Origin of the sequence: Lactobacillus gallinarum, from assembly GCF_002160635.1 — a bacterium.
Classification (GTDB): Bacteria; Bacillota; Bacilli; order Lactobacillales; family Lactobacillaceae; genus Lactobacillus; species Lactobacillus gallinarum.
The window spans coordinates 49,867-64,825 of the sequence record NZ_NFKZ01000003.1; the positions used below are offsets into that span (position 1 = coordinate 49,867).

General features: G+C 35.9%; 21 protein-coding genes, 1 other RNA gene, 1 pseudogene and 1 other annotated feature. All 23 genes and pseudogenes read right to left on the reverse strand.

The window, feature by feature from the left end; translation table 11 throughout:
* Positions 1-4: 4 nt before the first annotated feature.
* The 23 genes and pseudogenes from deoC to phoU all read right to left on the reverse strand — a co-directional run bounded on the left by deoC (position 5) and on the right by phoU (position 14,947).
* Positions 5-718: a deoxyribose-phosphate aldolase gene (deoC, locus tag B5E95_RS02075; RefSeq protein ID WP_087235481.1), complete on the reverse strand. Its 714-nt coding sequence runs from the start codon at positions 716-718 to the stop codon at positions 5-7.
* A gap of 139 nt (positions 719-857) precedes the next feature.
* Positions 858-1,907 (reverse strand): tRNA (adenosine(37)-N6)-threonylcarbamoyltransferase complex transferase subunit TsaD, encoded by a 1,050-nt coding sequence (gene tsaD, locus B5E95_RS02080; protein WP_087175992.1) that lies wholly within the window; start codon positions 1,905-1,907, stop codon positions 858-860.
* A complete protein-coding gene (rimI, locus tag B5E95_RS02085) occupies positions 1,904-2,476 on the reverse strand; it encodes a ribosomal protein S18-alanine N-acetyltransferase (protein ID WP_025005207.1) in 573 nt (190 codons plus the stop codon). Before rimI ends, tsaD begins: the two co-directional genes overlap by 4 nt.
* Entirely contained in the window at positions 2,460-3,194 is a 735-nt protein-coding gene (tsaB, locus tag B5E95_RS02090) for a tRNA (adenosine(37)-N6)-threonylcarbamoyltransferase complex dimerization subunit type 1 TsaB (RefSeq protein ID WP_087235482.1), read from the reverse strand. Before tsaB ends, rimI begins: the two co-directional genes overlap by 17 nt.
* A gap of 25 nt (positions 3,195-3,219) precedes the next feature.
* The gene (locus B5E95_RS02095; RefSeq protein WP_087235483.1) at positions 3,220-3,738 is read right to left on the reverse strand and encodes a folate family ECF transporter S component; all 519 of its coding nucleotides are present in this window, start codon (positions 3,736-3,738) and stop codon (positions 3,220-3,222) included.
* Between the two features lie 58 nt (positions 3,739-3,796).
* On the reverse strand, positions 3,797-4,531 hold the full coding sequence (locus B5E95_RS02100) for an acyl-[acyl-carrier-protein] thioesterase (RefSeq protein WP_087235484.1): 735 nt from the start codon (positions 4,529-4,531) through the stop codon (positions 3,797-3,799).
* Between the two features lie 3 nt (positions 4,532-4,534).
* Positions 4,535-5,389, reverse strand: coding sequence for a 16S rRNA (cytidine(1402)-2'-O)-methyltransferase (gene rsmI / locus B5E95_RS02105; RefSeq protein ID WP_087235506.1), 855 nt, complete (start codon positions 5,387-5,389; stop codon positions 4,535-4,537).
* Between the two features lies 1 nt (position 5,390).
* Positions 5,391-5,741, reverse strand: a complete 351-nt coding sequence (yabA, locus tag B5E95_RS02110; protein ID WP_025005212.1) for a DNA replication initiation control protein YabA — start codon at positions 5,739-5,741, stop codon at positions 5,391-5,393.
* Between the two features lie 10 nt (positions 5,742-5,751).
* Positions 5,752-6,609, reverse strand: a complete 858-nt coding sequence (locus B5E95_RS02115) for a DNA polymerase III subunit delta (protein WP_087235485.1) — start codon at positions 6,607-6,609, stop codon at positions 5,752-5,754.
* Positions 6,610-6,930, reverse strand: coding sequence for a cyclic-di-AMP receptor (locus B5E95_RS02120; protein ID WP_025005213.1), 321 nt, complete (start codon positions 6,928-6,930; stop codon positions 6,610-6,612).
* Positions 6,931-6,941: 11 nt separating this feature from the next.
* Positions 6,942-7,580, reverse strand: coding sequence for a dTMP kinase (gene tmk / locus B5E95_RS02125; protein WP_087235486.1), 639 nt, complete (start codon positions 7,578-7,580; stop codon positions 6,942-6,944).
* A 103-nt stretch (positions 7,581-7,683) separates the two neighbouring features.
* On the reverse strand, positions 7,684-7,923 hold the full coding sequence (locus B5E95_RS02130; protein WP_087175986.1) for a YaaL family protein: 240 nt from the start codon (positions 7,921-7,923) through the stop codon (positions 7,684-7,686).
* A complete protein-coding gene (gene recR / locus B5E95_RS02135; protein ID WP_025005216.1) occupies positions 7,923-8,522 on the reverse strand; it encodes a recombination mediator RecR in 600 nt (199 codons plus the stop codon). The genes B5E95_RS02130 and recR overlap by 1 nt, the downstream gene beginning before the upstream one ends.
* Positions 8,523-8,858 carry a YbaB/EbfC family nucleoid-associated protein gene (locus B5E95_RS02140; protein WP_003625916.1) on the reverse strand — a complete coding sequence of 112 codons (336 nt, stop codon included), beginning with the start codon at positions 8,856-8,858 and terminating at the stop codon, positions 8,523-8,525.
* A 14-nt stretch (positions 8,859-8,872) separates the two neighbouring features.
* The gene (gene dnaX / locus B5E95_RS02145) at positions 8,873-10,660 is read right to left on the reverse strand and encodes a DNA polymerase III subunit gamma/tau (protein WP_025005217.1); all 1,788 of its coding nucleotides are present in this window, start codon (positions 10,658-10,660) and stop codon (positions 8,873-8,875) included.
* A gap of 53 nt (positions 10,661-10,713) precedes the next feature.
* Positions 10,714-10,813, reverse strand: an RNA gene (gene ffs / locus B5E95_RS02150) — signal recognition particle sRNA small type.
* Positions 10,814-10,855: 42 nt separating this feature from the next.
* On the reverse strand, positions 10,856-11,362 hold the full coding sequence (tadA, locus tag B5E95_RS02155) for a tRNA adenosine(34) deaminase TadA (protein WP_087235487.1): 507 nt from the start codon (positions 11,360-11,362) through the stop codon (positions 10,856-10,858).
* Complete coding sequence (locus tag B5E95_RS02160; protein ID WP_087175984.1) at positions 11,352-11,981, reverse strand: class I SAM-dependent methyltransferase; 630 nt, start codon at positions 11,979-11,981, stop codon at positions 11,352-11,354. Before B5E95_RS02160 ends, tadA begins: the two co-directional genes overlap by 11 nt.
* A 1-nt stretch (position 11,982) precedes the next feature.
* Entirely contained in the window at positions 11,983-12,828 is an 846-nt protein-coding gene (locus B5E95_RS02165; RefSeq protein WP_087175983.1) for an ion transporter, read from the reverse strand.
* A 75-nt stretch (positions 12,829-12,903) separates the two neighbouring features.
* Positions 12,904-13,266, reverse strand: coding sequence for a 50S ribosomal protein L7/L12 (rplL, locus tag B5E95_RS02170; RefSeq protein WP_003625909.1), 363 nt, complete (start codon positions 13,264-13,266; stop codon positions 12,904-12,906).
* Between the two features lie 51 nt (positions 13,267-13,317).
* Positions 13,318-13,830, reverse strand: coding sequence for a 50S ribosomal protein L10 (gene rplJ, locus B5E95_RS02175; protein ID WP_087175982.1), 513 nt, complete (start codon positions 13,828-13,830; stop codon positions 13,318-13,320).
* A gap of 42 nt (positions 13,831-13,872) precedes the next feature.
* Positions 13,873-13,994: a sequence feature (ribosomal protein L10 leader region), on the reverse strand.
* Between the two features lie 97 nt (positions 13,995-14,091).
* Positions 14,092-14,208, reverse strand: a pseudogene (locus tag B5E95_RS10820) (AEC family transporter); the annotation flags it as partial.
* A gap of 61 nt (positions 14,209-14,269) precedes the next feature.
* Positions 14,270-14,947 carry a phosphate signaling complex protein PhoU gene (gene phoU / locus B5E95_RS02180; RefSeq protein WP_025005220.1) on the reverse strand — a complete coding sequence of 226 codons (678 nt, stop codon included), beginning with the start codon at positions 14,945-14,947 and terminating at the stop codon, positions 14,270-14,272.
* Positions 14,948-14,959 lie beyond the last annotated feature (12 nt).

Consider the following 14,959-nt stretch of genomic DNA (forward strand, 5'->3'; position numbering starts at 1 on the left):
ACTCCTAACAATTAATCTCAATGCCATCAACATGATCGTCTTCCATCCGGCGCTTCAAAGCTTCGTAAATCTTCACACCAGCAGAACAACCGATACGATCAGCACCGGCACGCACCATGGCTAAAAAGTCGTCGCTATTGCGAATACCACCAGCTGCCTTAACTTTGACGTCATCACCGACTACTGACTTCATCAACTTTACATCTTCCACCTTAGCACCACCAGTACCCAAGCCAGTTGAAGTCTTAATAAAGTCTGGTTTTACTTCTTTAGCAATCTCAGCTAACTTCTTAATTTCATCCTTAGTTAGGTAGCAATTTTCAAAAATTACCTTACATGGAATGTTGTGTTCGTGACAAGCAGCAACCATTTCTTGCATTTCACGCTTGATGTAGTCATAGTTCTTTGCCTTTAATTCGGTGATATTAATGACATAGTCAATTTCATTAGCGCCATTTTTAATCGCATCTTTGGTATCAAAGACCTTGGATTCAATGGTTTGTTGTCCTAAAGGAAAGGCAATGGCTGCACCAGTATCGATATCGGTACCCTTAAGTTGTTCTGAACAGAACTTGGATTGCACCTGATTGATGGCGACCATCTTGAAGTGGTATTTCTTAGCTTCATCACAAAGTTTCTTCATATCTGCTTCAGTTGCGTCAGCATGCAAATTAGTGTGATCGATTAATCTAGCAAAATCATCTAAAGTGTATTTCATAATTTAAGCCTCTTCTATTATGTAATAACATATTGCTTACATATATGATATTATAGCCTAGTTAAATAAAAGTCAACATATATGTAATTACATAATAAAAAAATCCTAGATTTTCTCTAGGATTTTTTATCTATTCTATTTAATTCAACATGCTCTTAGCATATGGCAATTCAAGTGATGGATCAGCATTCAAAGTCAAATCCGCAAATTGATTATCATTATAAAGATTATATGCAGCAGCACCAATCATCGCAGCGTTATCACCACAAAGCTTGATATCTGGTAAAATCACCTTTGGTTGATCTGCCTTAGGTAGTTTAGCAATTTCTGCACTCATGCGATCACGCAAACCATGGTTAGCAGCAACTCCACCACCCATGATAAAGGTCTTAGGCTTGTACTGCTTAATTGCACGAATCGTCTTATGTGCTAAAACATCAATTACCGCAGCTTGGAAGCTGGCAGCCAAATCGTATTTATTCAACTTTTCATGAATTTGATCAGCATGGTGGCAAGTGTTGATAAATGCTGACTTGAGTCCTGAGAATGAGAAATCATAGTCATCATCTTCCATCATTGCACGTGGGAAGTTAAAGGTATCCTTTCCTTCGTGAGCCCATGCATCAATGGTCTTACCTGCTGGATAATTTACCCCAAGTACACGGCCAATCTTGTCGTATGCTTCACCAGCGGCATCATCACGAGTATCACCGATAATTTCAAAATGAACTGGATCTTTTAACAAGACAATTTCAGTATGTCCACCAGAAACTTGCAATGCCAAAGCAGGATATTCAATCTCATCCTTTAATTGCGCTGCCATAATGTGACCCATAATGTGATCGACACCAATCAAAGGAATACCAGTAGCCATTGAGGCTGCCTTAGCTGCGCTAACACCGATCAAAAGCGCACCGACAAGTCCTGGGCCATAAGTAACCGCAATAGCATCAATGTCTTTCCAACCACAGTTTGCTTCATTCAAAGCTTCTTTAGTAATTTGGCTAACAACTTCAATATGGTGACGACTGGCAACTTCTGGTACTACACCACCGAATCTTTGATGACTCTTGATTTGTGTTGCCACAATTAAACTTTCAATTTCACGTCCATTTTTGATAACAGCTGTGGAAGTTTCATCACATGAACTTTCATAAGCTAAAATGCGAATATCTTTTTTCTCACTCAAAACGTAAACTTCTTTCTTCTAATTTGATGTGGCTTTAACCATAAAACCATATTTATTGCATCAGTATGAGTATCTTGATAATAATTTTTACGAATAAAATTGCTTGTAAATCCTAATGAGCGGTATAACCGTTGAGCAATCTCATTATCCGTACGTACTTCTAAAGTCACGCAATCACTGTCATTCTCACGAGCACGATTGATCATCATTTCCATCAAATAATGACCTATGTGCTGATGTTGATAAAGCGGAGAAACAGCGATATTAGTAATATGCGTTTCTTCTGGACTAAATCTTGCACCAATGAATGCTACCAAATTTGAGGCGTGATAAACCACTAAATAAAGAGAATTATTTCTTTTTCTCAATTCGGTTGCAAAAGAAAATTGGTTCCAAGGGGTTCTTCCAGAATAAACCTGCTGCTCTAATACTAATAGATCTGGAATATTATCATCATTAGCTTGCATTACTTGCAAAATTTTGCCATTTACATTGGTAATAAATGGCGTAAAACTCATATCAATTTGATTAACTGATTGATGAAAAAACTGATTAAACTTCTTCAACATAATGACTATCCGGTTCGAATGGCTTTCCTGTTTTCTTATGCCAATCTACTTCTGCTTGCGTTCTGCGCAAATATCTTGGCAATAACTTATCTGGATCTACTGGTTGGGCATCAATTGCTAATTGACCAATTAAGCCAGCATGAATCACATTTTGCTCATCGGTGCCATATTCATATGGGATATTCAAAGCTTTAATCTTTTCATCTTGCTTTTCAAGACCAGAACCAACAAATACAATCTTATCGACCTTATTTTGTGCTGCATATTCTTGAATAGCCTTAATCAAGACGTCGATATTGTAATGACCATCCGGAATTACATTTTTAGGAATGTCCCCACTAATGTATCCTGCAGCAAAATAATTATCATTTCTAGCATCTAAACCGGTAATTACTAAAGCTGGTTCTTTAACCCCTTTAGCTAAAGCTTGCAAAGTAGAAATACCAACTACTTCTTTATTTAAAATGCTAGCAAACATTTTAACAGTAGTAATTCCAATTCTTAACCCGGTATATGAACCTGGTCCGATTGCTACAGCAAAACGGTCTATATCGTTTAAAGTTAATTTATTTTCTTTTAAAATCTCTTCAATTAATGGATCAAGGTGTTCGCTATGATTACGTTCATCTCGCTCATTCTTCTCAACAATAACTTGTTGATCTTCATTTAAGGCAACGCTTAAATGATTAGTAGCTGTAGAAACACTTAAGATTTTCATTAATATTATTCTCTTTCTGCTTAAATTACTTTTTTATTTTAACACGAGAAACAGCTTGCAATACAACGTAGATTACAACCATTTGCACCCAAGGAATAATCATTTCTTTAGGCAATCGCTGAACTAAAGCAGCGTTAAAATTCATCCCGTACATCAGATGAAGCCACAATGTATTCATTCCGATATTCACAATAATTGTTACTAAAATTGTTGAAGCAACAATTCGCCACACTTTAACTGGATGATCGTATAAAAATAATGCATAAATTAATGGCCCAACCATTGCAGTCAAAGTAAAACCAATAAAGAAGCCTCCTTGATTGCCAAAAATAGCAGAGGAGACCAAGTCACTGATTCCACCACCAATTGTGCCCCAAACTGGACCAAAAAAGTAAGCTAATAATACGCTACCGATAAAGCCTAGGCCTACTTTAACCGTAGTTGGACCAAATGAAAATTGCCCCAAAATAATTTTCATTGCGACTATCATGCCCAAAAAAATCATCTGTTGCAAATCTGTACGTAAAATCTTTTTTGTATTCATCTATTTATCCATCCTCCCTCATCATGAAAAAAACATGACCAATTTGTCATGTCTTTTATTATATCTCACGCCACTTCAATTCGCAGACTGCCTGCTCATTTCCGTCATTCGTTTCAACTGCATGATAGGATTTGGTAGCATCATTTTGTATTAAATTCATGCAAGAAATTATCTCGTCGCCATAATGTACTTCTTTATCAAACTTGATATCAATAGTTTCCACTACATGATTTCTTAGGAAATCACGATCTAACATATCAACAAACCAACTAAAATAATGACTGTTGGTAACATGATGATTAGTATCTAAATCATCATATCTTGCCCGATATTTTCTTCTATTCTCATAATTATCTTGTGCTCTCAAACGAGGAAAACGGGGCATTTTCTTCAGTAATGGCACGCCCCAATCTTCCATCATTTTTACATCGGCAGGAACTAAATGGCGCTTTTTAAGATCAAGCATGACCCATTGGCTTTTTACGCTAACCAATGGATTCCCTTCAGAATCACTAATACCAAAATCACGGTATTCAAAAAAACGATTGTATCCACTGGCATTAGTACTCAAAATGACTTGATCACCGGCTTCAGGTAATCGCTTAATATCAAAATGATATTGAGTAACCACCCAACCTAATCCTCTTTTTATTAAATCATCTGTACCAGCATGGCTGTTACTTAATTGATGTTCTGAAACTTGCATCAATAATTCAACCATAGCCGGCAACTCTAGACGACGATTTTCATCACAATCTCTAAATTCAATCTGGTAGTTTTCAGCATATTTCATAATTTATTTTTGATGATATTGATCATATAACTCATTCTTAGAAACATGGTGCTCTTTAGCTACTTGCTTAATCGCATCTTTCTTTGATTCGCCTTTTTCTACTAAGGAATTGACTAAATCAATCAGTTCTGGCCAAGACAATTGTTTTGGTGCCTCAGTATTTGGTGAAATCAAAATTACGAATTCTCCACGAGGTGCATTTTGAGCAAAATATTCGGTTACTTCTTCAACGCTACCACGGATAAATTCCTCATGAATTTTGGTTAATTCACGTGCAGCTACAATCTGACGATCTTTAGGTAAAACAGTAGCTAAATTTTTCAGTGTTTTAGCTAAACGATGCGGTGCCTCATAAAAGATAGATGTGGCCTTAGCTTGATTCATTTGTTCAAAGTAGGGTTTTTGTTCAGAACTTTTACGTGGTAAAAAGCCGTAATAGGTAAATGGCTGCGCATCAAAACCAGAAGCAATAAGTGCGGTCGCAAAAGCAGACGGACCTGGAAGAGGAACCACTGGAATATCATTTTTAATACATTCTTGAACCAAGATATATCCTGGATCAGAAATAACCGGCATCCCGGCATCACTTATTTCCGCAATTACTGCACCATCTTTCATTAATTTAATTAATTCTGGCGCACGTTCTTTAGAATTATATTTATGAAATGAAATCATGCGATTATGAACGCCAATTTTTTCTAGTAAAATTCCACTAGTTCTGGTATCTTCAGCCGCAATGTAATCTGCATCAGTCAGAACTTTTTTAGCTCTAATTGTAATATCTTCTAAATTACCAATAGGTGTAGGAACCAGGTATAACTTACCTTCATCTTTTGCATAACTGCTTTGCCGTTTCAATTTATCTGCCATCCTTCTTTATGCCTTTTTTTTCGCCAAAATTATCTAAAATATCAAGACAAAACATGCAATCTGCACTAGGATCACGATGTGAGCCATAATACATATTACAAATATGGTAACCAGAATCATAAATCTTCTTTAATGACTCTAAACCACTTTGCGTCTTAGTTTCCGGCGCAGGCTGATTTGCAGTTAATTTATCTAATTTTTCATGAAGCAACTGATTTTCTACTTTTAATTCAGTATTTTCTTTTAAAGTATCTAAAATATCATTCTCAAGACTAGCAATAGTCTTAGTCATATTTTCAGTTGTTTCCTTCAGTCTCTGCAATTTTAAATATGGATCCAATTTAAAACACCTACTTCCAATTTAAAGCAAGATAATCTAAAGAATTGCGAAAATTAACATTGCTTAAACGCATCTTATCTATTTCAACCAAATTATCTAGCATTCGTGCAGCTATATTTAGCTTAAGCGAATCAGACAGATCATGTTCTGCTAATAACTTCAACTTAACCAAAATATAGCGCTGCTCTGATACTAATTTAGCATTCTCCGACAGCTTATGTGCACTAACTAAAGCCAAACTATTATGTTCTAGCATTTCTTGGTAGAAATATTTTATTGCCTGATCTAATTTATCAAGATTACCCAGTTCTTCAATTTCACTCTTAGAAAAACCATTTTCTAGTAACAATGCGGTCTTTCCAGTAGGCTTTTCGCCATTATCAAAATTGATAATCTGAGTTCTAGATCGAACTGTTGGTAAAATTTGATCACTGTTATTAGTAATTAAAATTGTAACTACAGGAGCAACGGGCTCTTCTAGCAAGTTAAGCAAACCATTAGCTGCGGATAAGGTCATTTTTTGAGCTTCATTAATAAAGAAAAAGCGCCGACTACTTTCAACCGGACTTTTAGCCAATTCTTCTTTTAAAGGCCGCACTTGATCGATTCCCAAAGTTTGTTTACCTTCAGGTTCAACTAATAGAACATCTGGATGATTACCAGATAAAATTTGTTTACAATTTTGACAAGTCCCATCCGGTTTATTTTCACCAGTACAATTAAATAAACAAGCTAACCAATAGGCCGTATTAAGTGCGCGACTCTCATCGCTATCTACGAATAAGTAGCTATGGGCTAATTTCTTTTGCTGGTATGCTCTTTGTAAAAATTGGACTTGCTTCGTCCCTATATTAGAAATATCAATCATTTAAAAACGCTTAAACTTATCAACTGGAACAACAAAACAAATTGCACCACCTACAGTAACCTTTAATGGTTGAGTTATTTCATACCCTGTAGAAATCATATGTGGTGTTGCGATTTCTTCTCTTGCCCGTGATTCTTTCTTAATTACTTTTAGTACATCATCGACTTCTTCATCTTTGCATCCCACTAAAAATGTGGTGTTACCTTGACTCAAAAAGCCGCCTGAAGTTGCTAATTTAGTAGCACGGAAATTGCTTTTAACAAATGCTCTTTGTAGATTATTTGAATCTTCTTTTTGTACAATCGCAATTACTAATTTCATTTAATCAATCCTTAAAATATCTCTGGCAATCTTTTTTCTAGAGTTTCAATTACTTGATTTACGACATCATCAATTGGTTGACTGGCATCAATTGTTACAAAACGATCTGGATATAAATTCTTCACTTTTAAAAATCCAGCATAAACTTTTTTATGAAAAGCCATATTTTCTTGTTCTAACCGGTCTTCTTGGCCTGGACGAAGTTTTTGAATTCGATTAAGACCAACTTCAGGAGCAATATCCAAAAAGAAAGTCAAATCAGGATCTAATTTTCCTGTCGCAAAATCATTAATTTGCTTAACTTCTTTGATCCCTAAATCTCGGCCTTCTCCTTGATATGCTAGTGAACTATCAACAAAACGATCTGAAAAGACAATCTTGCCTTCACTAAGAGCTGGACGAATTATTTCTTCTACGTGTTGACTTCTTGCAGCCGCATATAGAAGCGCCTCTGTTTTGGCATCCATTTTATCATTTGCTGGATCCAAAATAATATCGCGAATTTTTTCTGCAATTTTTGATCCACCGGGTTCTCGAGTCACAAGATATTGTGGCTTAAGTTTAGGGCCAATCTTATCCAAAACCTCTTTTAAAACTGTACTTTTTCCTGCGCCATCAGGACCTTCAAAACTAACAAAATAACCTTTCATAAAATCCTCCATAGGTCTATTTTACAGAAGTTTCACATAGATTAACAGCCCTAGCAATTTTTAATTTATAAAATTAAAAAAGTCCCATAATGGGACTTAAATTTTACTGCATAATCGCATTAGTGATACCACTAAATCTTGTGCCTCGATGACGGGCTTCATTATATAAAAAAGTATACTTTGCTTTTAAAATTCTACCTTGAATATAATTATCATCTGATAAATCCAAAGTATTTTGATCTAGATCTTGTTCTAAAGCTAGTTGATTCTGCAATTTTTCAATTTCAGTTACTAGCTTTTGATCACCTAGTTCTTTAATTTTATTTTTATTTCTTCTAGCCATTATAATGCCGTTCTTCCTTGCACTGCTCGCTTTAAAGTAATGGAATTAGCATATTCAATATCACTGCCCACAGATAAGCCAGCTGCTAATCGAGTAACCTTAATTCCGGCTGGCTTAATTAACTTGCTAATATACATAGCAGTTGATTCGCCTTCTGGAGTTGAATTAAGAGCTAAAATTACTTCTTTTACATCATCATTTTTTTGTAAACGAGTAATCAATGACTTAATATTAATCTCTTCTGGTCCAATTCCATCCATTGGAGAAAGAACACCGTGAAGCACATGATAAAGACCATCATATTCACCCATATCTTCAAAAGCCATCAAATCCTTAGGTTGTTCAACAACCATAATGGTAGTTTGATCACGATTAGGATTGGAGCAAATATCACAAACTTCTTTTTCAGTAATATTTCCACAAATAGGACATTGATGAATATCATTCTTCACTTGAATTAAAGCTTTAGAAAAATCTTCAACATCCTTTTCTGGCATATCCATTGTATAAAAAGCCAAACGAGTGGCAGTCTTTTCACCTACTCCAGGCAGCCTCATATAAGCATCAATCAAATGAGCTATTGGTAATGGATACTGCAATTACATCAAACCTTTCGTGTACTTGCCTAAACTTGCTTGAGTTGCTTCATCAATTTGAGATAATCCTTTGTTAACAGCATCAATGACTAAATCTTGAAGCATATCTGGATCATCTGGATCAATTGCTTCTTTATCGATCTTAATGTCTTTAAGCTTACGATCGCCTGTAAAAGTAGCTACTACAAGATCATCAGCTGACTTACCAGTAAATTCTTGTGCAGTAATATTTTCTTGTTCTTGGGCCATTTGTGCTTGAAGCTTCTTTGCTTGCTTCATCATTTGTTGCATGTTCATTCCGCCCATGCCCATACCGCCAAAGTTAGGTCTTCTACTCATTTTAATTCTTCTCCTTAATCTTTAATCGTTACAGCATCCCCAAAGAGATCTTTAGCCTTATTCACTATTTCAGAATTTTCTTTAGATTCTTTATTTTCAATCTGTTGCTTTTTCTTAGCAAGCAGTTCTTCCTTGTGACTTTCGACAAATTCTTTTCTCACAGCAAGCCAATCATCATCTGGGACTAACACAATTCCATATGAATGCTTAGCAAATTTCTCAATCAAATCTGTCAACTTATCCAGTAAGTCACCATCTGAAGCATTTTCAAACCATAAAGTATACTTACACTTCATTACAACCTGGTCTGGACTAGCAGCCACAGGTTCAAGAACATCTAATAATGCTTTCTCTGAAACTTCTAACACAGATTGTAAATCCGGCCATACATTCTTAATAGCGGTCAGATCTTCTTTGGTTGCATTTTCAAGAACATGATAAACCTGTTTTCGATTTTCTGCTGTAGTTTTTTTGATTTTTCTTGGTGATTTTTTAACTTCCTTAACAATTGTCTTTTTGGTAATTTTAGGAGACGTCTTTGGTACAGCCGTATCCAAATGGAACACTTGATCCTTAGCCAGTATTGGCTTATTGGACAGCTTACTAATTTGTTGCGTTAAGTCTACTACCTGTTTTTTTAATGCAGCTAGTTCTGCTTGCATATTAGTATTAACTTTAGCTGGAGCAGCTTGAACCGGAGCAGCTGTCGATGATGCTACTTGCTCTTCTTGCTTGCTGCCAGCTTCTACTAAAAATACTTCAAGCGGAATTTGTTGCTGATTAGTGTAACGCAGATCATTCAGTGCTTTATTTGCTAAAGTAATCAGACGATAGAATATATTTGTAGGTATATCCTTAATTTTTTGTACAAAATCTTCAGATAAAAACGTACTCTGGTTGTCGTCTCCCGCCTTGATCAACATCAAACTCTTAGTTGCCATCTCAATCAATTCATCCAAAATGTTTTTAGAACTAGCCCCTTGCGCTAATTCAGTTTGAGCTAATTTTAAAGCTGATTCTGGATTCTGCTCCAGCAATGCTAACAATATTTTTTCAATATTTTCCTTTGCAGCAAAGCCTGTAATTTCCAAAGCGTCTTGATAATTGACGCTTTCTTTCTCATAGCTAAGCAGCTGATCCAAGATACTAAGCGCATCCCGCATCCCACCATCTGCTACTTGTGCAATGACAGCTAGAGCTTTATCTTCATATTTGATATTCTCCTGATCAAGAATATATTTCATTCTCTTCTCAAGATCATCTTTTGAAATGCGTTTAAAGTTATAGCGTTGCGTTCTTGAAATAATAGTAGCTGGAACCTTCTGTAATTCGGTTGTCGCCAAAATAAACACAACGTGTTCTGGTGGTTCTTCTAGTGTCTTAAGCAATGCATTAAAAGCACCCATTGATAGCATATGAACTTCGTCAATAATGTAGACTTTATATTTTCCTTCTGTTGGAGCATATTTTACCTTATCGCGAATCTCACGAATTTCATCTACACCATTGTTAGAAGCCGCATCAATTTCCATAATATCAGGCATTGAACCTTTATCTGCAGCTATACAATTAGCACATTCATTACAAGGTTCGCCATCTTGAAGATTAGTACAGTTTAACGCTTTAGCAAAAATTTTAGCACAGGAGGTTTTACCTGTACCGCGAGGTCCCGCAAATAAAAATGCATGGGATACTTTGCCTCTTTTAATCGCATTTTTAAGAGTATCAGTAATTGACTCTTGGCCAATCACACTATCAAAAGTCCGTGGTCGCCATTTACGATATAGCGCTTGATAAGCCATAAATTCTCTTCCCTAGTAAAAAAACTCCTAACTCTTTAAAAGAGTTAAGAGTTTGTAATTGTCTAATAAAAGGCACATGCCTGAACAACCTTAGTGCTGCTACCTTCCGGTCCTGACACGATTCAGAGGTCAAACATTGCCCACAAAGTATCATAACGTATTTCGCAATTTTTTTCTAGTTTCTAGCCTAAAAATTTAATTATTTTCTGCTTTTTTAGCTAATTTTTCGGCCTTTTGTTTTTCTCGAATTGCACGAAAGAAATCCTTCAGCATTTGAGCACATTGATCACGATATAAACCACGAATGCTATGTGGATGGTGATTAAACTTTTCCACTTCAAACAAATCCACAACTGATCCACAAGCTCCAGCTTTTGGATCAAGTGCACCAAAGTAGACATCCTTAATTCGCGAGTTAATAATTGCACCAGCACACATTGGACAAGGCTCCAGCGTGACAAATAAACTGCAATCGATTAAACGCCACATACCCAAATTATGACATGCTTCTTTGATAGCAATCATTTCAGCATGTTGAGTAGCATCTCCGTCTAATTCCCGCCTATTATAGCCTGTGCCTATTACTTTTCCTTCGGGATCAACTACTACTGCTCCGATAGGAACCTCTCCTTGCTTCTCAGCCTCTTTAGCTTGATCTATGGCTAATTCCATATATTTCTTTTTATCAGCGCTAGACAGCATTATTATCCCTCTTAACGGACTTCAAAATATAGTATCCCTTATCTCTAGTAAGAATCTCACAATTTCCATAGGTAGCAGTCATCAACTTACGTGCACTAGGTTCGCCTTGCTTTTTCTGAATAACTACTAAAAGTACGCCCTGATCAACCAAATGATCGCTCGCACCGGTAATGATGTCACTGACAACTTTTTTACCGGCTCTAATTGGCGGATTGGTTAAAACTAAGCCGTACTTCTTATCCACCTGTGCATAACAATCAGAGGAATAAATATTTACGTTTGAAATGTGATTTACTTGTGCATTCTGTTTAGCCAAATTCAAACCACGCTCATTAACATCAACCATGTCGACAGTTTGACTAGGCCAAAACTTTGCAGAAAATAATCCAATAGGACCATATCCTGTTCCCACATCTAAAATATTTTCTTGTGGAAAAGTCACTTCTTTCATGGCTTTGATCAAAACGCCAGAGCCGTAATCCACGCGCATTTTTGAGAAAACACCAGCGTCAGTGGTAAATTTCAAATCAATGTTATCCACATGATAATCAATCACATGTTCATCATGCGCAGTCGTTGGATCTGTCGCAAAATACATTTGATTTTTATCTGTACTCATCCTATTTTTCCTTTCTTTTTTCCAGCAAATCTTTAAATTTTTCTACTTCATTTTCATCTCGTCTCTTTTTTAAAGATTGAATTTCTGCTTGCATTTGCTTATTTTGATCAGCTAAATCTTTGTTTTGTTTCTCAAGATCATCAAGCTTTTTTAGTACTAATTCAATATCGTCATGCGTATGTAGTGTATTTGCACCATTAGTTTTACGCATTAAGTAAGAAGTAATTGATGAGGTAAGCATTCCGACTATACCAATTCCTAACAGCATAATAACTAGTGTAACAAATTTACCCACAATACTATGAGGAGGAATAGTTTTTCCAAATATTGCATCATATCCTACCGTTGATGCCGTCGATAAAGCCCACCAAAATGCAGTATCTAATGACACATGCTCGGTAATTGCAAACGCCTCAGCACCAACTAATAAGAAGGTAATAGTAAAAAAGACAACATACAGCAAACCGTTAGTATGAAAAATTATTTTTAATTTTCCCATTAGGCCTGCAAGACGAATCAATCTTAACAATCTTAAATCAGAAACTAAACCTGATAAATTAAAAATATTTAACCCCACAAATAATAATCCTATTGGAATAATAGATAATAAATCATAAATGTGGGTTTTAAAATACAGCTTTTTATCATCCGCTTCATAGAAGCGATAAAAATAATCTATTGCAAAAAATAAAACAATAGCACAGTTTATCCAAAACCATTTACTGGTTGGCTGATTTATACTGATGACAGCAGCAAAATCTAAAATAATTAAAAAAATAGAAATGATAGACAAAATTGCCATTACCCATTGATAGGGAGTTAATTTTTTATCTAAACCAATCATCATAAAATTTATTATACAAAAAAATAAGCTCTTCGCACATAGCAAAGAGCTTATTCTTAATGCCCAGTTGGGCTGTAACTATTTAAGGGTTACAGTTGCGCCAACTTCTTCAAGCTTAGCCTTGATGTCGTTAGCTTCGTCTTCTGAAACGCCTTCCTTAACGTTCTTAGGAGCACCATCAACAAGGTCCTTTGAGTCCTTAAGGCCAAGACCAGTAATGTCACGAACTGCCTTAATAACCTTAACCTTTTCTTGACCAGCTTCAGTCAATTCAACATCGAATTCTGACTTAGCAGCACCTGCATCTGCAGCACCTGCAGCAGCAACTGGAGCAGCAGCAGTAACGTCAAATTCGTCTTCAATAGCCTTTACAAGGTCGTTCAATTCAAGAATTGAAGCACCCTTTAATTCTTCAATAATCTTATCAGTATCTAAAGCCATTTAAGTATCCTCCGAAAAATTAGAATTTAGATATTAAATATAATTTCTTTATTATTCAGCTGAGTCTTCATCCTTAGATTCAGCAACAGCCTTAACAGCATAAGCGAAGTCGCGGATAGGAGCTTGCAATACAGAAACAAGCATTGAAAGCAAACCTTCGCGGCCTGGGATTGAAGCAAGTTCTTTGATTTCATCCTTAGAAGTCAACTTGCCTTCAAGCATACCACCCTTGATTTCGATAACGTCGAAATCATCTTCGTACTTAGAAACGATACGTGCAGGTTCGGTAATGTCATCAGCGTTATCAGTATAGATAACAGCAGTTGGGCCTACGAAAGTATCATCAAGACCTTCAATACCAGCCTTAGCAGCAGCACGTCTCAAGTAGGTGTTCTTGATAACCTTCATCTTAACGTCGTTATCACGAAGTTCCTTACGCATGTTAGTAACTTCTTCAACAGTTAAACCAAGGTAGTTGATTACCAAGATAGCCTTAGCAGCTTTAAGTTCTTCAGCAAATGCATCAACGAGCTTTTCCTTTTCAGCAATAGCAGCTTTACTCAAATTATTTCACCTCCATGATTACATTGATAAATTCTATAAGGCCTTTTAAAGCAAAAACTCCATGCCGAAAGACATGGAGCATAAAAATCTTCATTATCTTCTGGCCTCGGCGGGATTTTGAGGCGTCATGCCACCCGAGTCTTAGGTAGAATTTACAGTTATTTAGTATAGCAGGCAAAAGTCGAAATAACAAGTAGTAAATTAAAAATAAGTCAAAAAAATAAGATCAACTGCAGTTGATCTTATCTTTTACTTTATAAATTAGTGAAATACACCAACAATAATTGGCAAAAGCCAAATCCAGAAAATACAACTTACTGCAAAGAAGACAGTTGAAACAGCAACGGAGCTGGCACCCTCTTTAACATAAATAAAGTAAAAGTAAAATAATAACGTAAATAATTAAAAAAAGAGAAAAGCTGTGCTTTCCTCTTTCAATTTATATGGTTTTAGTCTCACTTGGATTCGTTAATTCTTCTAGTTCACCAGTAGTTTTGTAAACAACCCAGCTAGCTAAATTAACTATGTGATCTCCAATTCGCTCTAACAATCTAGTTACAACAAAATAACTAGATGATGCCACTGCTCTAGATGGATCATCTTCAATACCATCAACAATTAACTTTCGTGCTCTAACATAATCATGGTCAATTACGCCATCACGACTGGCAACTTCTCGCGCCATCTTTTCATCATCTTGTACGTAAGCCGTCAAAATTTGAATAAGCATGTGACGAACATTGTGAGTCATATTTGAAATGATCTCTTCAACTTCAGGAATTCTCGGATTACCCTTCACGCGAATTGTTTCAAGAGCAATACTCATTGCATTTTCACCGATTCTTTCCAAATCAGTTGTTGCCTTCAAAATACTAATAACTACTCTGAAGTCAGTAGCTACTGGTTGTTGTAAGGCCATTAATTTCAAGGCCTTTTTTTGAATATCGATTGATTCAGTAGGAATCTTTTCTTCATTATCAACCATAGATTGAGCTGTCTTCTTATCATGATCAACAAATGCGCGAGTGGCTTGATCGATTTGATCATTTACAAAAACACCCATTTCCATAAATTGCGTGTTTAATTTCTTTAATTCATCTAAAAATATTTCGTGCATCTTTAATACCTC